Here is a 22,452-nt window from a genome sequence, read left to right as displayed (position 1 = left end):
TACTATCTTTTAAAGATATTATTCCTATTTTTGCATGACTAAAATTAATAACATGAATGCATATATATTCCCAGGTCAAGGTGCCCAATTTACAGGAATGGGTCTAGACCTTTACGAAAACTCAACTTTAGCCCAAGAACTTTTTGAAAAAGCCAATCAAATTCTAGGTTTTTCAATTACCGATATCATGTTTGAAGGAAGTGCTGAAGCCTTAAAAGAAACTAAAGTAACACAACCTGCCATATTTTTACATTCCGTAATCCTAGCCAAAACTTTGGGAGATAAATTTCAACCAGACATGGTTGCAGGACACTCTCTAGGTGAATTTTCAGCATTGGTTGCTAACGGCACCCTAACTTTTGAAGACGGATTGCGTTTGGTGTCTCAACGTGCTATGGCTATGCAAAAAGCTTGCGAACTACAGCCTAGTACCATGGCTGCTGTATTGGGTCTTGAAGATCAAGTTGTGGAAGAGGTATGTGCGTCTATTGATGGTGTGGTAGTTGCTGCTAATTATAACTGCCCAGGACAATTGGTAATTTCCGGTGAAGTGGAAGCTATCAACAAAGCTTGTGAGGTATTGAAAGAAAAAGGAGCGCGTAGAGCATTGGTTTTACCTGTAGGAGGCGCATTCCACTCCCCTTTAATGGAGCCTGCAAGGGAAGAATTGGCTGCCGCTATTGAAAATACAACCTTCAGCCAACCAAAATGTCCTATTTACCAAAATGTAACAGCTAGTGCTGTAACCAATCCTGCAGAAATTAAGGCCAACTTGATTTCTCAATTAACTGCTCCAGTAAGATGGACACAATCTGTTCAGCAAATGGTTGCCGATGGAGCCACACATTTCACCGAAGTTGGCCCTGGAAAAGTATTGCAAGGTTTGGTAAAGAAAATCCACAAAGATTCTGAAACTGTTTCGGCAACCTTAGAAACCAATAACTAAACGCTCATGAAAATTTCAAGAAGTTTAGGAATTGTTCTGCTCATTGCGGCCAATATTGCCGTGGACCAAATTTCAAAAGTTATCATCAGGCAAAGTGTTGATCCTAGAGAACAAATCTCTTTGATTGGCGATGTTTTTGTAATGATGAATGTTGAAAACACAGGCGCATTTTTAGGCATGGGAAGCGATTTAAACCCAACTTTTAAGCTCATATTCTTGTTGCTATTACCTGTGTTGGTATTAGGATATTTAATCTATTACATCTTCAAAACAATAACACTGGACCGCTTTAGCCTTGTGGCGCTGTGCTGCATTGCTGGAGGAGGAATAGCAAATGTTTACGACCGCATTGTTTATGGATCAGTAACCGACTTTTTGCATCTTGATTTTGGAGGGATGTTAAAAACCGGAATCTTTAACATTGCAGATGTATCGGTAACCACAGGAATGATCATGCTACTTGTGGCCAATTTTTTCCATAAGAAAAATGTAAAAACAGCATAAAAATAAAGCCTCAATATTGAGGCTTTATTTTTTTATCGTGCTAAAACACAATCTTCACAGTCTTTGATTTCTCCATAATAGGTCTCCCTATATTTATGGAGGGTTTTAAAAGGAATACTTAAAAATTGCTTTTTAATGTATGTCACTTTTGTACTTAACAATCCCATCTTTGGGGTGAATCGTTCTTCGGAAATAGTTTCCCTTTTTATACTTATCAATTTCATTATATATCATTTATCATTGGGTACAAAGTAAGGCAACCTATTAACCAATTCCAAATCACAACCAACAAACCATTAAAAATCAACCCATTAATATTACATCCTCAAACATTGTAGGATATCACTGAATATTTCTTAAAGATACGCAGCATTTGATACACTATCTCGAATTCGTACAAATTAAAGTAAAAACCTACTATTTTCGTCTAAATCTTAATCACTTTTTGATGCAAAATATGGCCATTTATTTTTACTGAGATTGTATACATCCCGCTACCATACCCGCTAAAATCCAACACATTTTCATGCCCTTTAAAAATTAGTTTTCCCGTATAATCATGTACGGTAATTTCCTCTAGTTTATCTCTTGTTTCTACAAAAAGAGAAGTCCTCACAGGATTTGGATACAGCTTGACTTCACTTTGATTAACTTCTTCAACATTTAGAATACTGCAATTTTCCAAATTAGGATTCAGCTCTATAGGCAGCCCAGGCGTGAGGTCCTTTCCTTCAAAGGCAACATAGTCGGGGGGATATTTGGTAGCCCTAAATGTCAAATTACTTTCGGGCACATCCCCTTGACTTAAAATACTCCCTGAAGTTTTTTGAGGATTGATGTACTCCCAAACCTTATTTTCTTCAGAATCGATTTCAAAAAAATACCCAGAATCCGAATCGCAAATTAAAGTATTACCGTTTGGCAACCGTTGCGCACTAGACATGATCCTTGAAAATAAATCGGTCATGGGTGTATCGGTATATTGCCACTCCGCCACCTCGGGACCATAGGCTTGCCCCGCTTCATAAATATAATTATTGAATTCATCTACGGGAGGCTCAATAATATCGACGCTGGAAAACAATTCAGGCCTACCATTACCATTATTATACAATAAAATCTTCCCTTCATCTACCAAACCTTCAGGAATCCAATGAGGCGTATGTTGCCCAAAAAGCTGCTGATCTTCTTCATCTCCATGGCCATAAGCTATTGGATTTCCCCACCGATACAAAAAGTCGCCACCTTTACCATAAAGTCCTCCGGTATGTCCCGCTGCCTCAAGTGTAGTTGTAGAATGATCTATGATATAAATTTCATTCAACTGCCGAGAGCTTAAAATGATTTGATCCAAAGTCTCGTTATACTGAATGGAATTGGCATGCATCCAATTGGATGCCCGTACAGACACCCCTAGATAATTAATATCCAAAAGTTCGGGATGCTCAGACACTACCCCAAAATTATCCTTAGAACCATCATAATCCTGAATTAAATGGTCCCAAACATTCCACTCCCAAACAACCTCCCCCGAATCAAAGCCTACAGGAGCCACTTCAATAATTTGTTCATTATACAAGGAATCCTCATCCAAAAGCAAAGGGTCTCTCCCTGCCTGAAAAGCCTCTGAATCTGTTCTCTTGGTAACTGCCAAAATAAGAACGTTCCCGTTTGGAAGCGGAAAAACATCATGGTGTTGCGAGTAGTTTTCAGAAGAATAGGTATACTCCCAAAGCACAGTTCCATCCCAATCAATCTTTTGAACAATGCCTCCAATTCCAGGCAATGTAAAATTGGAATTCTCCACAAAACCACATCTTAATATACTACCATCCTCCAACAAATAAACGGACTTCCCATCAATATACTCACTACTCCATTGATTGACCACCTCACCACAATTATTGATCAAATACGTTGTGGTATGATTGGTAAACAAGGTATATCCATTATAGGCTTCTGCTGTATTTGTAATTACGCCAACGGTATTTTGCGAATAAAACTGCCAAGAAAATAAGCACAATATCAAAGTAATTTTGATAGAAAAAATTCTTAAAATATGATAACTATTTGTCCACATAAGCCTTTATGAAAAACCTTCACTTTAATTAAAATGAAGGTTTCTTTAGATATTATTCATCACACAATCTTATCATTCCGTGAAGAGTGCCGGCCAATCGGCACCACCTTCTCTCGTAATCACTACGTCTCCAGAATCGCCATAATCATTGGACCATGACATAGACAATTCGGAGCCATTTACTCCCGTAATCACCCATATATAGGTGAGCCCATATTGATCTGTTCCTCCTGAGATGATTTCACCACACACTTCACTAAAGGTAGCCCCTCCACTGGTTGCGGGGGTATCTCCCCAACATGAAGATTCGTATTGGCCAAAACCAAGATCGGAGGTTAAATAAGTTCCTCCTCCCTGAGCGGTCCAAACTACAGTTCCTGTAACCTGTCCACTTGGGCAACCATAACCATAGGCCGCCTGCAAATTGGAAGACACAAACGAATGCGTTCCAGCTAAATCGGAGGCGCAGGACACCACATAATCCAGTTTGGCCGTAAACATTGGAAAGGCATCAAAATCGGGGGCATAGTAATTGGCTTCAGCATTTTCATTTAAGATATCAAAGCTACTTCCATCAGAAAAAGTAAACCCTGTAAACAATTTAAACACATCCCCTACTTGCACATCATCTGCACTATTGAGTTCTGGAAAGGCATTAATGATATCGGCTCCAGTAATCATATATTCCTTTGGAAATGTGGTAACATTCGCATCCAATGTTGCGGGTCCATAAAGGTCGCCATCAGTTGTGAGATAGAATGCCTTCAAATCGAAAGACTCTGGATTTCCCAACCCCACATCAACTGTAAACTGCAGAACCAAATCATCAAAACTTGTCAAATCAATAAAATCGGCACTACCCTCAACAATACTGAAATCAGGCAACGCCCCATATGATGTTTCAATCACCGAATCTCCACCGTCATTATCACAGGCCGTCACTCCCAGCAAGATAGAAATCAAGAGAATTATTATGTTATATTTTGTTTTCATAGTGTAAAATTTTGATTAGTTATCCCAGAAAATAGCATAGGTGGTCGCATCCTTTTGACTAGGCGCATTTTGATTGACATTCAACTCTGCTTGTGGCCAAAACAGTGAAATTTGATAGGATCTTGTCAACGTGGTTTCACTATCTACCAAGGGCCAATCATCTTCATTGTCCAATTGATATTCTGGTGAAGGTCCGTTAGGATCAGCCAAAACAGGATAGCCCGTTCTTCGGTAGTCGTTATATTGATCGAAAGGATCTCCAAAGGTCGACACCCACTTTTGGGTCATGATAATCTCCATTTGTTTTTCTGCGGAAGCTCCATCATACTCCTGCAAAATTCCTTCTACAAACTCCGAAGCAGCTCCAGACCCCGAAAGAACAGGCACATCCTGAGTAGTTTCAGAATTGGCCACTACATTATCAACTTTACTGAACGCCGCTATAATGGCTTCTTCCAATTTCCCTCTGGCATTTCCAGGAATCAATCCAACCTGCATCAGTTCTGCCTGAATAAACAACGATTCATGATAGGTCAAAATTCTATGAGGAGCAGCACCGGTTCCCGCACTGGCATTGGCACTTCCTCCCTGGCCGTCATCATATTTTCCTCCACAGACATAAATCCCAGGATAAGTCGAGGAATTTCTTGAGGTGAAATCCCTATTAGCACTTACACTACCAAACCTAATGGAATGGAAGCCTGTATTTCTGTCCCAATAATCTGCAAATGGATTGCCCGTTGTTGGATCTCCAACATCTGGTGGCAGTTGGTCCGGCACCAATTGATTGAAAAAATAATATGGCAATCTTGGATCTGGAACTCCTGTATGAATATTGGGATTCCATCCTTTTAGAATTTCATAAAACCAAGGACTGGCATACTGCGACGTTTGTCCTGTTAAATAGGAATCACGATACAATGGGTTTCGCTCATCGGCAGGAGATTGTGTTGATGTGTAAGGATATTGAAAATCATCTGCCAAACTTTGCATAAAATTATCTTCGGAAACCAACGCACTTAAATCTCCTGCATTAAACATCGAGGACAAACGGATTTCGTTATATAATTTCAACTTCAAAGTATTTACAAATCGGTTCCACTGGGTTACATTTCCTCCATAAAACAAATCCTGACTTCCTGGGTTTTGCCCAACACCGCTGTTGATATTGGCCAAACCTTCATCAATCATATCCAAGGCCGATTGATAAATAAACTCTTGATCGTCGAATATGGGACTTACCACGCCACTCTCCAAAAGTGCCGCTTCTGTAAAGGGCGCATCTCCCCAAACATCCACAATAATCACAGCTGTATAGGCCTTAATAATTTGAGCCATCCCAACCATGACCATTTCATTGTCTGCGGTTCCCTGTTCAATAATAATATTGGACTCCGTAAATACCGAATAAGCCACATCCCATGAATTCTGTACATCTGCATTATCCTGTTTGGTTCCATATTGATCCTGTTCTTCCCTGTACACTATTTGGTGTACGTAACAGGATAGTTCTTCAGCCATAAACAACTCAAACTCTGTTATCTGATTAAAGCTGCCTTCAACGTTAGTGAGTAGTTGATCCAAAGGCGCTGTAGTAGGATTATTAGGATCTGTATTGATATCTAAGTAGTCACTACAATTATACATACAGATGAAAAGAAGCCCAATAGCTGAAATTTTAAGGTATTTTATTTTGAATAGATTTCTCATGACCGTAATAATTAAAAAGTGACATTTATCTTAAACCCAAAGCGTTTGGAACTAGGAGCAGACTGTGTTTCTATTCCCTGAAGATTTGTAGAACCGTAAGAAGTAACATCAGGATCGAAATGGGTATATTTAGGCACATTTGGAGCAAAATACCACAGGTTACTTCCAATCACCGAAAAGTTCAAGGACCCAATAAAACTGTTCTCTAACCATTTTTTTGGAAGTTCATAGGAAAGAGACACTTCCCTCAATCTATAAACCGTTCCATCATAAATAGACGCTTCATCCACCGAATTAATCCCAAACGTATTACTATTGGTGGTTGGTGAAAAGTACAGGTTGTTCATACTTACTTGGGTCACATTAGGAATCTTATTTCCGTTGCTGTCCAAAATGGGCTGACCTGTATCCGGATCGCCATAGTATCCTGGAATAATGTAAGTGTGCTCTCTATCTTCAGTATCCTTGGTTACTCCTCTACCCAGCAACGACGCTAAAGTGGTAGAAGAAATATCCCCACCTTCTTTCCAATCTATCTGAGCTCGAAGGGTTAAATTCTTAAATCGAAACGTATTTGTAAATCCAATTTTGAAATCAGGTGTAGGGTCTCCAATTACTTTATTTTCCAAAGCTTGAATAATCCCTCCGCCACCTTCTTCAATCAAATAGTTTCCATCATCATCTCTTGAAAAAGCAGTACCGTAGAACACACCATAAGGCTTCCCTTCCTCAACAAAACCAATCTGATCTACATCAATAGGGAACCTATCAAGTCCTTCTATCAACTCCTTTACTTCATTTCTGTTTCTGGTAAACGACGTAAACGTAGTCCAGCTAAAATTATCACTTCTCACAGGGGTTATGGTAAGACCTATTTCCACTCCTTTATTTTCCATTTTACCAATATTGGTTAAAAGAGCGCTATAACCAGAAGAGGTTGGCACATTTACCTGCGAAATCAAATCGGTAGTTGTTTTTTGGTACCAGGTGAAATCAAGAATAATCCGCTTATTGAAAAACTCCAAATCGGTTCCTATTTCAAACTCTTCTGTATTTTCAGGTTCCAAATCAGGATTTCCTAAAATGGTTGGCACAAAAACGGTAGGCTGACCTGCATAAACCGCCCCCAAACTAAACACCTTGTTAATTTGGTAAGGACTTGCATCTCTCCCCACATTGGCCCATCCTCCTCTTATTTTACCATATCCCAAAACATCTCCTCCAATACCTAGGGCATCTGTAAAGATTAAGGACGCCGAGACCGAAGGATATAAAAACCGATTGTTATCCTTTGGCAAAGTAGATGACCAGTCGTTTCTTGCCGTAATATTTAAAAACGCATAATCTCTAAAATTCAGTCCAATATCTGTAAACACCCCAACAATGCGCTTACGGGTGGATACATTAAAATCGGAAACCACATTTGAGGTATTATTAATGGTGAAGATATCATCGGCAATCAATCCTGTTCCCGTATAACCAATATCCAAGGTTGAAAACTGGTTCACGTTATTCCCCAACAGCACATTAAGATTCAAATCTTTGGCTAAATCATGATTATAGGTAAACACCAATGTGGACTCTATTTCTTCGCTCGAAAAATCTTCTGTCCTTACCTGCCCCAATCCCGCAGCTGCTCTAGAACCTTTATCTGTGATTTCAACACGGTTTAAAACATATTTGTTGATTCCCAATTGGTAACGCGCACTCAAATGACTGTTGAAATTATACTGCAAACTCACATTGGAAACCGTTCTATTGACACTGGTAATGATTTGGTTATGCTTCCAAGACCATAAAGGATGGTCGTAACCATCATTAGGCGTCACCGAAGCTCCTGTAACAGGATCCTCATACGGAAGCGTAAAATCCCAGGTTCTACCAAGTACCAAAGCTCTCGCGAAAGAAGAAGCAGCTCCTGCAAATTGATTTTCTCCAAAAAATCCACCAACCTGCTCACTGTCCGCATAACTTAAATTGGCTCCTATTTTTAAACCATTTTCCAAACTTACATTACCCCCAGTAGAAATATTGGTTCTTCTATAAGTATTGTAAGGAATGTACCCCTCCTGATCCAAATTGGAAAGCGTCAAACTGAAGTTGTAGTTCTCATTGGCCGAATTCACATTAATGGAATTATCGGCAACCACACCTGTACGGAATAAATCCTTCACATTATTGGGTTGTGCCACATAAGGCACGGTTGGTCCAAACATATCCGGAAAGGCATTCAACAAATTCGGCCAAGTTGGGATGGTTTCTCGAGAATCAAATCTTGCCCCCCAAGACCCATTGGCGTTGTTATAATTGAAATTGGTACCATTTCCATAAGTGTTTTGGTATTCGGGCAACCTAGCAATGGATTCCAAATACAAGCCAGAGTTTATGGATACTTCAAATTTCTTATTCGAAAGTCCTCCCGATTTTCCGGATTTGGTAGTAATCACAATTACCCCATTAACAGCTCTCGATCCATACAACGCAGCTGCAACGGCTCCTTTCAGCACTTCTACGCTGGCAATATCATTAGGGTCTAAAGAAGAAATCCCCGATTCATAACTACCACCTGTACCGGTAGTTTGACTTGAAGTGGTTACCTCATTGTTACTATAAGGCGTTCCATCAACTACAAACAAAGGTTGGTTACCTCCTTGAAAGGAAGTAATCCCCCGAATGTTGATTTTGTTGGCTGCCCCAGCTACCCCTGTAGACACATTTACATTAACCCCAGGCACCTTACCATTCAAGGACCTTACCAAATCTGGCTCGGAGTTTTCTGTTATCTCTTCCGATTCGATAGATTTTACCGAATACCCCAAAGCTTTGGAATTCCGCTTGATTCCTAAAGCCGTCACGACTACCTCATCCAATTGACTGGCATCCTCCTGCATGGTAAGACTGATGTCAATTGTAGATGCGGTTACAGGCAACTCCACCGTCCTTAACCCCACAAAAGAGAACACCAGAACATCGCCGTCTTGAGCTTCGATGGTGAAATTACCATCAAAATCGGACTGGGTTCCAACTGTAGTTCCTTTAACTATAATGTTTACACCCGGCAAAGGAATGCCATACTCATCAATAATATTACCCGAAATGAGCTTTTGCTGGGCAAAGCTTATAGAGGAGATTAAAAACATTACAAGGAGCAGGCCTGAATTGTAAATCTTTCTCATAAGTTCGTTTTTAAATTAAGGCTACGGTGTAGCACTTTTACTTTCCTTTTTTAATAAGAATGGCAGACAACAACGCAAGAAAAAATGCATCGCAATGAGAAGGCTAATTCAAATTTCTTAACTACTGATTTCGAAAACAAGTTTAGTGGATTCCAATAAAAGTAGCTTGTCTGCCAAACTTTTATCTACATAAAGTAAGAGAAGATTTGTTGCATTTTTGGTAACCCCGATAAAGGTTAACCTTTTTTATAAGGACTGAAAAGATTGAAAATTATCATGAATTTTCCTTTCGGTATTGTGATGGTGTGAGCCCCGTACGCTTCTTAAAAGCATTGTTGAAGGTAACTTTATTGTTGAAGCCAACCTCATAGAAAATCTCACTGATATTCATTTTGAATTCTGGATTCGAAATCATCAACAGTTCTTTGGCTTCTTGAATTCTGTAATCGTTAACCAATTCAAAGAAGTTCTCATTAAAATGCTCATTAATGATTTGAGAAGTATTATGACGGGAAGTATCCAATTTTTCGGATAGCTTTTCAAGATTTAGAGAACTGTCCCTGTAGATTTTCTCATCAAGCAACAACCTTACAAGTGCTTCTTTAAGCTCATTTGAAAAAGAGGAGGTCAAACCTGATTTTTGATATTTATCCTTAACGGAAACATCCTTTCTTTTGAACATGGAGCTAGCAAATACCTTGGGCTGAATATAAACCATGGATGCTATGTAAATTACCATTAAGGACATAGAAATAACCTGTGAATGATATATAATATTGAGCCCTTGGGCAATTACCCCACTGATACTGATTCCATAAATAAAATAAGATAATACATACACCACATGAATTCGGTATAGGTTGTTCTTCCATTGGGTGGCCAATTCCTGGTTGGCAATACTTTCCTTTTGTTTGGAGCTAAAATATAATCTTCTAATTAATGCTCCATAAATAACCAAGGAAAGTAATTTTGGAACAAAAATCATCCATAGAAAATCAACTTTATCATATAAAGGACTTGTTCCCAGCATAATTCTCAACTTTTCCATGCCAGATAAGCTATAGATAGGAACCAAAACAACTAGCAATCCTACAGCTGGTAGCAGATGTAATAAATCAACAATTCTAAAGTTGTAGTTTTGGATAATTCGTTTAAAATAGAAGTACAACAATGGCCCATACAACAAGGCTACGGAAGAGGCCATTAGATAAGTGTGCACATACTTATATTGATAATTGGTATTATACAAAACAAACTCCAAAATAAACAGGGAATGCACACACAAAAATGCACTGATAAGCATTTTAGCTAGTCGATCATTCTTTTTGGAAAAATTTAAAAGTATCGCAATAAAAAATCCTATCAGAGCAATGTAAAGATAAATAAACGACAGTACTGTCATTTTGGGGGTAAAGCCTTCTTCCAATTCTGAAAATAGATTGGTGTCTCGAATGGAATCGTATTCCTTAAATTCCATTGCCTCAAAATCGGCTGAATTTCTAATATATTTTTCAAGGAAATTTACAGCAGGTAATGGCTGATTTAAATTGGCATAAACCAATGACTTTTCTTTAAAACCAAATACCGAATCATAGGATGTATTTACAGAAGTTACCCCAATATTTGAGCCATTTAAAGTAGAAGCGCTCATACTAACAGCCCCCAAGAGACAAATCCAAAAAGTTAGGAACCAGCAATATACAGATAAGGTATAAGGTAATATTTTACGATAAGAATGCATTTTTTGATTGAATAGCCTAACTAAAGTTATTCATTAATGCTTCCTAGCCGTCCTAAAAAAATCCTAAAATTTTGTTAATCAAGTATATCCCGATAAAGTTTTACCTTTTTAGGGAGCTGTAGATTTATAGATTTCACCCGATTTCATAACAAAGACTACATTTTCCATAGCAGCAATGTTCTCTGTTGGGTCATCGTTTGTAGCAATTATGTCTGCCAAATAGCCTTCTTTAATCTGACCCAATTCGTTTTGAATGTTTAATAACATGGCGTTGGTTACTGTAGCACATTTTAAAGTTTCTATGGCAGGCATTCCTGCTTCTACCATGTACGCAAACTCCTTACCATTCTCGCCATGGATAAACACTCCGGCATCCGTTCCAAAGGCAATTCCAACACCTTTTTTGTAGGCTTTTCCAAAAGTAGTTTGAATTTTCGGTCCGATATCTAATGCCTTTCCTACGATAACCTCTGGATAGTACCCTGGAATTTTAGCCTTGTCCGAAACTGTTTTTCCTGCCGTAATTGTGGGAACTAGATATACATCATACTTTTTCATGAGCTCCATAGTTTCATCACTCATTAAAGTACCATGTTCTATGGTTTTAACACCTCCCAAAATAGCACGTTGCATCCCTTCATCGCCATGGGCATGAGCTGCTACATGAAAACCATAATCCTTTGCTGTTTGGCAAATGGCCTTTATTTCTTCTAACGTAAACTGAGGATTTTGTCCACTTTTGGCAACACTCAATACGCCACCTGTCGCAGTTATCTTTATTAAATCAGCACCATTTTTATAACGCTGCCTTACGGCTTTTTTGGCATCCTCAACTCCATTGACAACACCTTCTTTAGGACCAGGATTTCCAATAAGTTCTCTATTGTTTCCATTGGTAGGATCGGCATGACCTCCTGTGGTTGCCAAAGCTTTTTCCGCAGTAAAAATGCGTGGACCAATAACTTTTCCTGAATTGATGGCATTTCGTAAAGACACATTCACTCCCGAGCCACCCAAATCCCTAACCGTGGTAAAACCCGACATTAAAGTAACCTTGGCATATTGTGTAGAGTTGAAGGCTACATCTGCTTCGTTAAGGGTATAACGCTCCAAATGGCTTTTGGATTGGTTTCATGCTCAATATGCACATGCATATCTATAAGGCCCGGCATGACCGTTTTGTCCTTTAAGTCTATCACCGAATCCTTTTTCGATTCTGGGATTACAAAACCATTTTTTATTGAGACAATTTTATTTCCTGAAACAACCACCGTTTTGTTGGTCAAAACTTTTTCAGCTTTCGTATCTACCAGCTTCCCACAATGTAAATAGAGGTCTTGTCCGGTTACCGAAAGTGAAAGTAACAGGATGCACAAGGAAATAAAATGTCTCATTATATTGGTTTTTAAATGTTCCTGATGTGCTTTTCCCACTTCCAAGCAGACTCCATGGCATCATCAAGGCTCAATTCTGCTTTCCAACCCAATACTTCATTGGATTTGGAGGTATCTGCAAAGGCTTGGATGACGTCTCCCGCTCTTCTCTCTGCAATTTTATAATTCAATTTAAGACCAGTTACCCTTTCAAAAGAATGGATAACCTCCAAAACAGAACTTCCCTTACCAGTCCCAATATTGAACACTTCATAATTTTCAGGATTCTTCTTCTCCAAAAGGCGCTGTAAAGCTACTACATGGGCTTTTGCTAAATCTACCACATGGATATAGTCTCTAATACAAGTACCGTCTGGCGTTGGATAATCATCTCCAAAAACAGCCAATTGCTCTCTAAGGCCAGCTGCCGTTTGTGTGATAAAAGGTACTAAATTTTGAGGTACGCCTAATGGTAACTCTCCAATTTTTGCACTGGCATGCGCCCCAATTGGATTGAAATAACGCAAGGAAATAGCATTTAGGTTTGGTCTTACCTTACAAGTATCAACAATAATTTCCTCCCCTATTTGCTTGGTATTTCCATAAGGTGACTCAGCTGGTTTTACAGGGGCACTTTCCAAAATTGGAAGCTCATCAGCTTGTCCATATACCGTACAAGAAGAACTAAAGATGAAATTGGCAGCATCCAATTGAAGTACTGATTTCAGAACATAAATTAGAGTATTCAAGTTGTTTTCGTAATACATCAATGGTTCATTGACACTTTCTCCAACAGCCTTACTAGCGGCAAAATGAATCACACCAACAATGTCCTTATGCGCTTTGAAGAATTCTTCTACTCTTGACTTTTCCTTTAAGTCTATTTCTTCAAACAAAGGTCTTACTCCTGAAATAGCCTCGATACCATCCAAAACCTCAATGGAGGAGTTAGAAAGATTATCGATAATGACTACTTCAAAACCTTTATTTTGCAATTCTACGACTGTGTGCGAGCCAATAAACCCGAGTCCTCCTGTTACCAGTACTTTCATTAAATTATTTGTTTATAAAATTAATAACTGTTGTTGTAATAAAGTCAATTTGTTCCGCATCCAATTCGGTGTGCATTGGCAAAGAAATCACCTCTTTCACCAATTGGTTGGTTACTGGAAAATCCTCCTCATTATATCTTTCGTCCTTGTATGCCTTTTGTGAATGCAAAGGAATTGGGTAATATACGCCACAAGGAATCCCGTTCTCATTTAGGTGTTTTGCCAAAGCATCTCTATCTGTATTCAAAACTCTCAAGGTATATTGATGGAACACATGGCAATCGCAACCATCACAGATACCTTCACAACAATCGCTCACCGTTTTTGGAATAATAATATTGGCCTGTCCTTCAAAAGCTTTGTTATACGCAATCGCCGCTGTTTGCCTTGCCTTATTATAAGCATCCAAATTTGGCAATTTCGCATTTAAAACGGCCGCTTGAATAGAATCCAACCTAGAATTAACACCAACCACATCATGATGGTAACGCTCATACATTCCATGGTTTACAATTCCTCTAATAGTATGGGCCAAATCATCATCGTTTGTAAAGATGGCTCCTCCATCTCCATAACATCCTAAGTTCTTAGAAGGGAAAAACGAAGTGGCCCCAACATTACCAATAGTTCCGGCCTTAACTTTTGTTCCATCGCTATAGGTATAATTAGCTCCAATAGCTTGGGCATTATCTTCTATCACAAACAAATTATGCTCTTTCGCTATTTCCATGATAGCTTCCATATTGGCACATTGTCCAAATAGATGCACCGGTACAATGGCTTTGGTCTTGGGAGTAATCGCATTTTTGATGGCCTCAATATCAATATTGAAATTTTCAAGATCTACATCCACCAAAACAGGCGTCAGTTGTAAAAGTGCAATCACCTCAACAGTTGCTGCAAACGTAAAATCGGCAGTGATGACCTCATCTCCTGGCTTTAAACCCAATCCCATCATGGCAATCTGCAGGGCATCGGTTCCATTGGCACAAGGAATGACATGTTTTACGTTAAGGTATTGTTCTAAATTGGCTTGAAACTCATGAACCTTAGGTCCGTTTATATAGGCTGTATTATCCAAAACTTCCTGAATGGAAGTATCCACGACATCTTTTATTTTGGCATATTGACCTTTAAGGTCTACCATCTGTATTTTTTTCATCTGAAATGTAATAATCGTTAAATGTAGAAAGGCCCATTGACACATGCGCCACAAAGGAGCGAATTTACGAAATTCAACGACGACAGCCAATGAATTTATGGTAAAGTAACGTATTTTAGCGGAAACAATTAACAGGTGAATTTATTATATAATTTAGGTATTTTCCTCACGGGAATTGTATTAAAAATCATAGCTCTTTTCAATTCAAAAATAAAATTGGGAGTTGAGGGAAGAGCCAATACTTTTGAAGTTTTAGAACAATCCATCCTGCCTGAAGATAAAACGCTTTGGTTTCACTGTGCTTCATTGGGAGAATATGAACAAGGGCTTCCAGTATTTAAAAAACTAAGGGAACTCTACCCAAATCACAAGGTAGTTTTAAGCTTCTTTTCACCTTCCGGCTATGAAATCCGAAAGAACTCCGAAATCGCGGATACCGTGGTTTACCTTCCTTTAGACTCTAAACGCAAGGCCAAAAAATTTGTAGATTTGGTGCACCCAGAAATCACTGTATTCGTAAAATATGACATTTGGCCCAACGTGTTAAATGAATTGCAAAAACGCCATCTCAAAGCCTATTTAATTTCGGCCAACTTCAGACCTCAACAGTCATACTTTAAATTTTACGGAGGGTATATGAGAAAGGCTCTAAGTAGCTTTGACCACATTTTTGTTCAAAATGAAAGCTCCAAAACTCTTCTTGATTCCATAGGAATCACTCAAACAAGTGTTACAGGTGACACAAGATTCGATCGCGTTTCAGACCAACTCAACCAAGACAATCATTTGCCATTTATAGATGACTTTAAGCAAGATGCGCTCTGTGTGGTCATTGGCAGTTCGTGGCCAGAGGATGAAGCGCTTCTTATTCCGCACATCAATGCACATGCTTCTGAAAATGTAAAATACATCATCGCGCCTCATAACATCAAAACCAACTTGATTGCCGACTTAAAATCACAGATTACAGTAAAAACGGTTCTCTTTTCAGAAAAAGAAGGCAAGGATCTCTCAGAATATTCCGTGTTCATTATAGACACCATAGGCTTGTTAAGTAAAATATATGCCTATGCAGACATTGCCTATGTAGGTGGTGCCATGGGAAAAACAGGACTGCACAATATATTGGAACCTGCCGTTTTTGGAGTGCCCGTAATCATCGGTAAAAACTACCAAAAGTTCCCTGAGGCCCATAACATGATTGCGCATGGCGGAGTTCAATCAATTTCTTCACATTCTCAACTTGACAGCACTTTAACCCAACTCATTGAAAATGAATTTCGAAGAGAAAAACTAGGAGCATTGAATACAAATTTTGTAAAAAAAAATAAGGATGCTGTCATCCAAATCCTAAATTATATTCGTAAATAGAGTGGCGACGTTAAAATATTTTTACTGAAAATGTTAAATATTTTCAATATTACTATTGCTAGTTAACGTTTTAGTAGTTAATTTCGCTGTAATTTTTAACACTAAAAAACTATTAACCATGAAAAAATTATTATTAATTCTACTTGCTGTTGGAATTTCATTTACAGCTTGTAAAGAAACCAAAGAGAAAACTGAAGAAGTAACTGAAACTGTAGAAAACACTATGGAAGATGCTGTTGACGCTGTTGAAGAAGCTGCCGAAGCAACAGGAGATGCTGTTGAAGAAGCGGTAGATGCAACTGAAGAGGCAGTTGAGGATGCTATTGACGAAGCTGTAGAAGGCACTCCAGTTGACGTAGAGTCTGTAACTGTTGAGTATGAGTATATGGTAGCTGGAAAATCGGTAACGGGAACAAAAACTTTTACAGGTTCTCAAGCTGAAGTAGAAACTGCAGTTAAAGCGCTTCAAGATTCTTTGACTAAAGTTGATCCTAAAATCAAAGTTTCTGTTAAGGAATAAACACATTACTTCTCTATAAAAAAGCCTCGCAATATGCGAGGCTTTTTTTTGTGTAATGCCTTTCAGAATAAGCTTGACTCCCTTCCTTTTTATACATACAAAAGCGGGATCAACTTTCGTTGATCCCGCTTTTAATATGCTTATAAAACCAGTTTTTGTTATTTCCAGAACAATGCATAAAGCACTACCAAGATAATCATTACTGCAAAGGCTCCAATATTAAACACAGGCCCTGTTTTGAACAGTTTTCCTGTTAATGGAATACCTTTAGGATCATCTTCACCTTTATTCTGCATTAAACTCACAGCAATAATTACAATCATCGTTAAAATAGCCGTATACCCCATTTGATCCATGAATGGTATATCTACGAAGATTGGGCTAGTAGACCATCCTTTAGGCGCCACCTTAAAGTACATTGCAATTGGAATAGACGCTAAAGCTCCCACAATAGCAGCCTTGTTGGTTGTTTTCTTCCAGAAAAGTCCTAAAATGAAAACTGCCAAAATACCTGGACTCACAACTCCCGTATACTCCTGGATAAATTGGAACGCCTGATCAATACCTCCTAATAAAGGCGCCATAATACAAGCCACAACCAAAGCTACCGCAGCAGAGATTCTTCCCATAGTTACGGTTTGTTTAGAACTTGCTTCTTTATTGATATACTGCTTGTAAATATCCATTGTGAAAATGGTAGACGTAGAGTTCAACATAGACGCTAAAGAAGATACAATGGCCGCTGCCAAAGCTGCAAATGCCACACCTTTAAGGCCAGCCGGTAAAAACTGTAGCAACCAAGGATATGCCTTATCTGCTTGCTCTGTTGAAGGCAAGTTTTGAAGTCCTGCTTCACCTAAACTTCCTAAAATTTCAGGATTATTAACCATTAAATAAGCCGCAATACCAGGAATTACTACGATTAATGGAATGATCAACTTTAAAAATGCAGCCAATAAAATCCCTTTTTGTGCTTCTCTTAAAGATTTTGCCGCCAAGGTTCTTTGAATGATGTATTGGTTGAATCCCCAATAATACAGGTTAGCAACCCACATACCTCCCACTAAAACACCAATTCCAGGAAGGTTTTTGAATTCAGGGTGCGACTCATCCAAAATCATAGCAAAACGCTCCGGAACAGTTTCGTAAACTGTTTTGATTCCAGCTACTACTCCGTCACCTCCAGACACGGTATTCAATGCCAAATATGTTGTGGCCAAACCACCTAAAACTAAAAATACTACTTGAATAACATCTGTCCAAGCTACTGCCGAAAGCCCCCCGTACAACGAATAAGCTGCCGCGAACAAAGCCAATCCCATTACACCATACATCATAGGAATTCCCATAATGGTCTCAAGTGCCAAAGCACCCAAATAAAGTACAGACGCCAAGTTTACAAACACATACAAGGCTATCCAAAATACAGCCAAAATGGTCTTTAAGTTGGTAGAGTAGCGCTTTTCAACGAATTCAGGGATGGTATACAGCCCTTTTTCAATAAAGATTGGAAGAAAAAATTTACCTACAATAAGTAATGTAAGCGCGGCCATCCATTCATAGGAAGCGATTGCCAATCCTGAGGCAAACCCAGAACCAGACATTCCAATAAATTGTTCCGCTGAAATATTTGCCGCAATCAGGGAGGCTCCAATAGCCCACCAAGGCAAAGACTTACCTGCCAAGAAATAATCTTCGGCATTTTTTTCATGACCTTTTTTATCTCTTGACATCCATAGACCTACCGAAAGAATAAGTATGGCATAGGCGACAAAGATAAAATAGTCTAAAAACTCAAAAGAAGTATTCATAAAGTGTTTTTAAATTTGTTAGTTAATTTCAAGGATGAAAGATACTAAAAAGTTACAACACGACTTCCCTTGAAACGGGAATTCCATGACATTTTCACAATAAAAAGCCACCTCATTTTTGAAAAACGAAAAATTAGCCTTTTACATTTTCAGATTCTAAAACGCATATGGATTCCCTATTTTCTGTTATCGATTACCTTAATGGGTTTACGACTCATTTTTGGAAACTGTAAAGCACTGATATCTTGAGCATCGTGGAATTCAACTTTGGGAGCCACACGCAATTTGGCCCTGAAATGATCCTTAATGGCTTGCTGCAATTCTTCTGAAGGACTACTGGCCGCAATCTTAATACAAATTTCATCCGTCCCTATCGAATTATTGGAAATTTCCACAATATAACTCTGCACCTCTTGAAAATCGTTTAAAATATTATCCATAGCCGGCGGATACAGAGTCGTCCCCTTGTATTTGATCATTTGTTTTTTCCTTCCTACAACAGGCCCCAAACGCATAGTATTTCGACCACATTTACATGGTGAGGTATGCGCCTTGACCATATCCCCAGTCTTAAACCTTAAAAGCGGCATCCCTTCCACGCCAAGGGTGGTAATAGTGAGTTCACCCACTTCACCATCTACTACAGGTAAATTGTCATCGTCCAAGATCTCTACAATAATCAATTCTGGATGGTGATGCCCACCTTGCTCATGTTCACATTCTGTGAAAGCTGTGTTCATCTCTGTAGAAGCGTAAGTAGAAAACAATTTGATGTCCCAATTCGAAGTAATTTTTTCAGCAAGTGTATTCAAGGTGAAATCCTGATTTCTTAAGGACTCCCCGATACAAATGGCGCCTTTCACACCTGATTCTTTTAAATCTATGCCATGCTGGTTGGCATATTCTATCAATTTCAACAAGAATGAAGGGACAGCAATAAGATAGGTCGGCTTGAATTTTAAAATGGAATCCCATTGCAATTCCGGAATCCCTGCTCCAACTCTAATAATTCCCGCTCCCAATTTACGTACACCCAAAAAATAAGCCAACCCTGCCATAAAACGTCTGTCGATGGTAGTCATAAGTTGGAGAACATCGGTTTCAGCGACCCCTGCACAGGCGAATGAAATAGCCTCATTATAAGCCAAACGCTCCAAATCGTTATCTGTAAGTGCAAAAGTTACCGGATCCCCCAAAGTACCTGAGGTCGTCACATAATCAATCACCTTGCGCTTTGGAACACATAAAAAATCGTCATTGTACTTCTGTAAATCCTCTTTGCTGGTTAAGGGAAGTTTTACCAAGTCTTCAAGAGTTTTAATGGTAGACACATCAATTTCCTGTTCTTTAAACACCTTTTGGTAATACTTAGAGTTCGCCTGTAGATAAGTTAAAAGCTCACTTAATTTTTCCTCTTGGAACAACTTAATGTCTGCCAACGACGCTTTTTCAATTTTTGGAATCATTACTGTAATTGTCGTTTTATTTTTTTTATATAATGTTGAATATCCTGCTTATAGGGCACTGTTGAAATTTCTTTGGACAACGCCTTCTCAAACGCATTTTGCCCTGCAGTATAGTATTTTTTTCCGTAATAATATTGCCCTAACAGGTAATAGGTCTCCCAATAATTAGGGTTTGATTTTTGAAACTCCAAAAGCAACTCTGGTTCCAGATGTCCATCATTTTGAATAGCATCTGCCAAGCTTCTACTCAACACTCGGTATTTCTCATAATTAGCATAGGCCTCAGTATATAGAAAGTCATCAGCTTCAATCATAAGCGCTTCATTTTGTAGGGAAGTTGTCTTTTCATTATCCGCTGCAAACACCTCATCCAAATCATAAGCTACAAATGCTCCCAACTGATACGGAGGTGCAGAAACCCATACCAGCCTCTTCGACGGCTGAAATACAATACCGTGGTGTGCCAACAATTGATTTAGGGATTTTTCATTGCCATAACCAATTAATTCATCATCGAGCCCTTCCTTGTTCCTTAAAATATCCACAGCCACTTCAGGAGACACTTTAGGAGCCTCATTTAAAAGTTCTTCCATTCTTTGATACCTGTACATGGAATGACTTTCTGCAATATGCTTTAAATTATCTTCATCATTCGCATAAGCCTCACTTTGAAAATGATTGGCACAAATCAATTCTTCCGAATTTGGCACTTCATAAACTCCAAAATTTTCTGGAGACACTTCAATAGTCACCGCCTTGTTGTCTGCCGCACTCCCAACAAAAATAGATTCGGACACAAACACCTCTCTTTTTTTGGCAATAGCAATAGCCTCCTCAATGGTAGAAGCATACTGTAAAATTTCACGAGTCACAATGGATATTGGCGTTTTGGCCACCATAGGCACCTTTGATTTTCCTGCATTTATGGTTACTGTCAAACCTTTTTCATTCATCCCAGACACAACACCAATCATCCCCGCCCAGGTAACCGACATGAATTTGTACCCATTTATTGGATTCACAAAGGCTACCAACTTATTTTCAGAAAACTCATCGCCAGCATAAAAGTCAAAATTTCTCCCTATTACCAAATTCCCATCCTCTGTATTTTTTCCCCACACGGCAAAAGAAGAACAGCCCACCAAAGCCAAATCCTGAAACGCATGGCCTATATCATGGGCACCGTGTAAATATAAAATCCGCAAATAATCATCGGCGACATAATCATAGGTGTCCCCTGCATATTTTGAAAGCCCCAAGATTTCAACCTTGTATTCTTCAGGTACATGCAAGTACATTTTTCTATTGTACCAGGCCAATATTTTTCGGAGCATGTATTGTTTGAATTTGGAAGGCACCATTTCTTCCACCTTGCCCAAAAGTGCTTCTTCCTGTTTTTCAAATAATTCCTGAGTCAAACTTCCAGAAACCATACCCAACTGATACGGGTTTCCTCCCACCGAAAGCTCCCATAAACCTTGTTGATTTTTCATCAACCTATTGGTTCCTGCCACAAACAACGTATCTGCTATTTTTTGTCTATCTGGAATTTGAGAATTGAAACTACTAACATTTGGAATGTCATGCAATGACTTTGAAACACCACAGGAGGTCATGACTACCAACATCAAACCATTCAGAGCTAAGAGCCCCTTTTTATATACCATACAACTAAGCTTCCCTTTTTAATAATTTATGAGTTTTGGCTATGGCCAACTCATTTTTATAATCTATCCATTGTTGCCCTTTAAGTTTGCGCATTACATTTTCAAAATGTCGCATAACAAACACATTGCTCAACATTTTCGCAAAGGTTCTGGGTCGTCTAGAAAAAGCCCTTAAGGTCATGGAGAACCCTCCATCCAAATACTTTATATAGTGCCAATAACCACTTGGCATGTAAAGGGCATCACCGTGTTTCATCTCGACTTGTAAACCATTAAGATTTTTTAATGCAGGATACATATTAAAATCGGGATTGTCCAGATCGATACATTCCAAATTGTGGACGGCATAAGGTATTTTATAAAGGTATTTGGTCTGTTCTGGAGAGAATAACATCACACTTTTTTTTCCATGAAAATGGAAATGCATCAAATCGGCCAAGTCCATATCAAAATGCGGCAACACCTTAGATCCTGTACTCCCAAAAAACATTACGGGCAGCCGCTTAAAAAACTTCAAACCAATATCCGGATATTCAAAATCATTGGCCAAATCTGGCATTTTATCTAAAATATTATAAAAGAAAATCCTTAAATCTGTAGGCTTGGTTTTTAAAATCTCCATATAGTCATGGAGCTTCATTTTCATAACAGGTTCTGCTGAATACTGCTTTCCTTTTGTAGGTTCGTTATTGTATAAATCTACAACTTGCTCACCCGCCCTTTGTTGGATATAATCCAGATTCCATTTTTCAAAAGCAGGCCAATCGTGAGTTAAATTTTCAATTAAAACGGGTATCTGAGGTTTGTAATAATGTTTGACGAAATCTTCTTTCGTAATATTCTTTACTCGTGCTACCGGGGATGTTTTAATTGTTTGCAT

16 protein-coding genes and 1 pseudogene are annotated in these 22,452 nt (G+C 38.7%); 4 read left to right on the top strand and 13 right to left on the bottom strand.

Annotated elements, in window-relative coordinates; all coding sequences use genetic code 11:
* Positions 1 to 52: 52 nt before the first annotated feature.
* Together fabD and lspA are read left to right on the top strand one after the other, a co-directional pair.
* Entirely contained in the window at positions 53 to 946 is an 894-nt protein-coding gene (gene fabD, locus BKM32_RS07060) for an ACP S-malonyltransferase (protein ID WP_076663195.1), read from the top strand.
* 6 nt (positions 947 to 952) lie between these two features.
* The gene (gene lspA / locus BKM32_RS07055; RefSeq protein WP_076663194.1) at positions 953 to 1,450 is read left to right on the top strand and encodes a signal peptidase II; all 498 of its coding nucleotides are present in this window, start codon (positions 953 to 955) and stop codon (positions 1,448 to 1,450) included.
* 32 nt (positions 1,451 to 1,482) lie between these two features.
* On the opposite strand, the gene BKM32_RS16560 is transcribed toward lspA, so the two are convergent.
* From BKM32_RS16560 to BKM32_RS07010, 9 genes and pseudogenes are all read right to left on the bottom strand, one after another.
* Positions 1,483 to 1,674 (bottom strand): hypothetical protein, encoded by a 192-nt coding sequence (locus BKM32_RS16560; protein ID WP_053978243.1) that lies wholly within the window; start codon positions 1,672 to 1,674, stop codon positions 1,483 to 1,485.
* Between the two features lie 203 nt (positions 1,675 to 1,877).
* Entirely contained in the window at positions 1,878 to 3,473 is a 1,596-nt protein-coding gene (locus BKM32_RS07045) for an aryl-sulfate sulfotransferase (RefSeq protein ID WP_171971849.1), read from the bottom strand.
* A gap of 129 nt (positions 3,474 to 3,602) precedes the next feature.
* Entirely contained in the window at positions 3,603 to 4,523 is a 921-nt protein-coding gene (locus BKM32_RS07040) for a hypothetical protein (RefSeq protein WP_076663192.1), read from the bottom strand.
* 15 nt (positions 4,524 to 4,538) lie between these two features.
* On the bottom strand, positions 4,539 to 6,233 hold the full coding sequence (locus BKM32_RS07035; protein ID WP_076663191.1) for a SusD/RagB family nutrient-binding outer membrane lipoprotein: 1,695 nt from the start codon (positions 6,231 to 6,233) through the stop codon (positions 4,539 to 4,541).
* Positions 6,234 to 6,244: 11 nt separating this feature from the next.
* Positions 6,245 to 9,409, bottom strand: a complete 3,165-nt coding sequence (locus BKM32_RS07030; protein WP_076663190.1) for a SusC/RagA family TonB-linked outer membrane protein — start codon at positions 9,407 to 9,409, stop codon at positions 6,245 to 6,247.
* A 274-nt stretch (positions 9,410 to 9,683) separates the two neighbouring features.
* Positions 9,684 to 11,060, bottom strand: coding sequence for an AraC family transcriptional regulator (locus BKM32_RS07025; protein ID WP_076663189.1), 1,377 nt, complete (start codon positions 11,058 to 11,060; stop codon positions 9,684 to 9,686).
* A gap of 198 nt (positions 11,061 to 11,258) precedes the next feature.
* Positions 11,259 to 12,544: pseudogene (locus tag BKM32_RS07020) on the bottom strand (amidohydrolase family protein).
* 11 nt (positions 12,545 to 12,555) lie between these two features.
* Positions 12,556 to 13,575 carry a UDP-glucose 4-epimerase GalE gene (gene galE, locus BKM32_RS07015; protein WP_076663188.1) on the bottom strand — a complete coding sequence of 340 codons (1,020 nt, stop codon included), beginning with the start codon at positions 13,573 to 13,575 and terminating at the stop codon, positions 12,556 to 12,558.
* 4 nt (positions 13,576 to 13,579) lie between these two features.
* Positions 13,580 to 14,737, bottom strand: a complete 1,158-nt coding sequence (locus BKM32_RS07010; protein WP_076663187.1) for a DegT/DnrJ/EryC1/StrS aminotransferase family protein — start codon at positions 14,735 to 14,737, stop codon at positions 13,580 to 13,582.
* Positions 14,738 to 14,872: 135 nt separating this feature from the next.
* Between BKM32_RS07010 and BKM32_RS07005 the strand changes: the two genes are divergently transcribed.
* A complete protein-coding gene (locus BKM32_RS07005) occupies positions 14,873 to 16,108 on the top strand; it encodes a 3-deoxy-D-manno-octulosonic acid transferase (protein ID WP_076663186.1) in 1,236 nt (411 codons plus the stop codon).
* A gap of 118 nt (positions 16,109 to 16,226) precedes the next feature.
* Positions 16,227 to 16,628, top strand: a complete 402-nt coding sequence (locus BKM32_RS16545; protein ID WP_076663185.1) for a hypothetical protein — start codon at positions 16,227 to 16,229, stop codon at positions 16,626 to 16,628.
* A 158-nt stretch (positions 16,629 to 16,786) separates the two neighbouring features.
* On the opposite strand, the gene BKM32_RS06995 is transcribed toward BKM32_RS16545, so the two are convergent.
* From BKM32_RS06995 to BKM32_RS06980, 4 genes are all read right to left on the bottom strand, one after another.
* Positions 16,787 to 18,439, bottom strand: coding sequence for a sodium/sugar symporter (locus tag BKM32_RS06995; RefSeq protein ID WP_076663184.1), 1,653 nt, complete (start codon positions 18,437 to 18,439; stop codon positions 16,787 to 16,789).
* 176 nt (positions 18,440 to 18,615) lie between these two features.
* The gene (locus BKM32_RS06990; RefSeq protein WP_076663183.1) at positions 18,616 to 19,905 is read right to left on the bottom strand and encodes a phenylacetate--CoA ligase family protein; all 1,290 of its coding nucleotides are present in this window, start codon (positions 19,903 to 19,905) and stop codon (positions 18,616 to 18,618) included.
* Entirely contained in the window at positions 19,905 to 21,572 is a 1,668-nt protein-coding gene (locus BKM32_RS06985) for a C45 family peptidase (RefSeq protein ID WP_076663182.1), read from the bottom strand. The genes BKM32_RS06990 and BKM32_RS06985 overlap by 1 nt, the downstream gene beginning before the upstream one ends.
* A gap of 4 nt (positions 21,573 to 21,576) precedes the next feature.
* Positions 21,577 to 22,452 carry a cupin-like domain-containing protein gene (locus BKM32_RS06980; protein WP_076663181.1) on the bottom strand — a complete coding sequence of 292 codons (876 nt, stop codon included), beginning with the start codon at positions 22,450 to 22,452 and terminating at the stop codon, positions 21,577 to 21,579.

The sequence above is a fragment of the Mangrovimonas sp. DI 80 genome, assembly GCF_001975575.1.
In the GTDB taxonomy this organism is placed as follows: domain Bacteria; phylum Bacteroidota; class Bacteroidia; order Flavobacteriales; family Flavobacteriaceae; genus Mangrovimonas_A; species Mangrovimonas_A xylaniphaga.
Note: the sequence above shows the minus strand (reverse complement) of the source record. Positions and strands in the feature narration are given on the sequence as shown.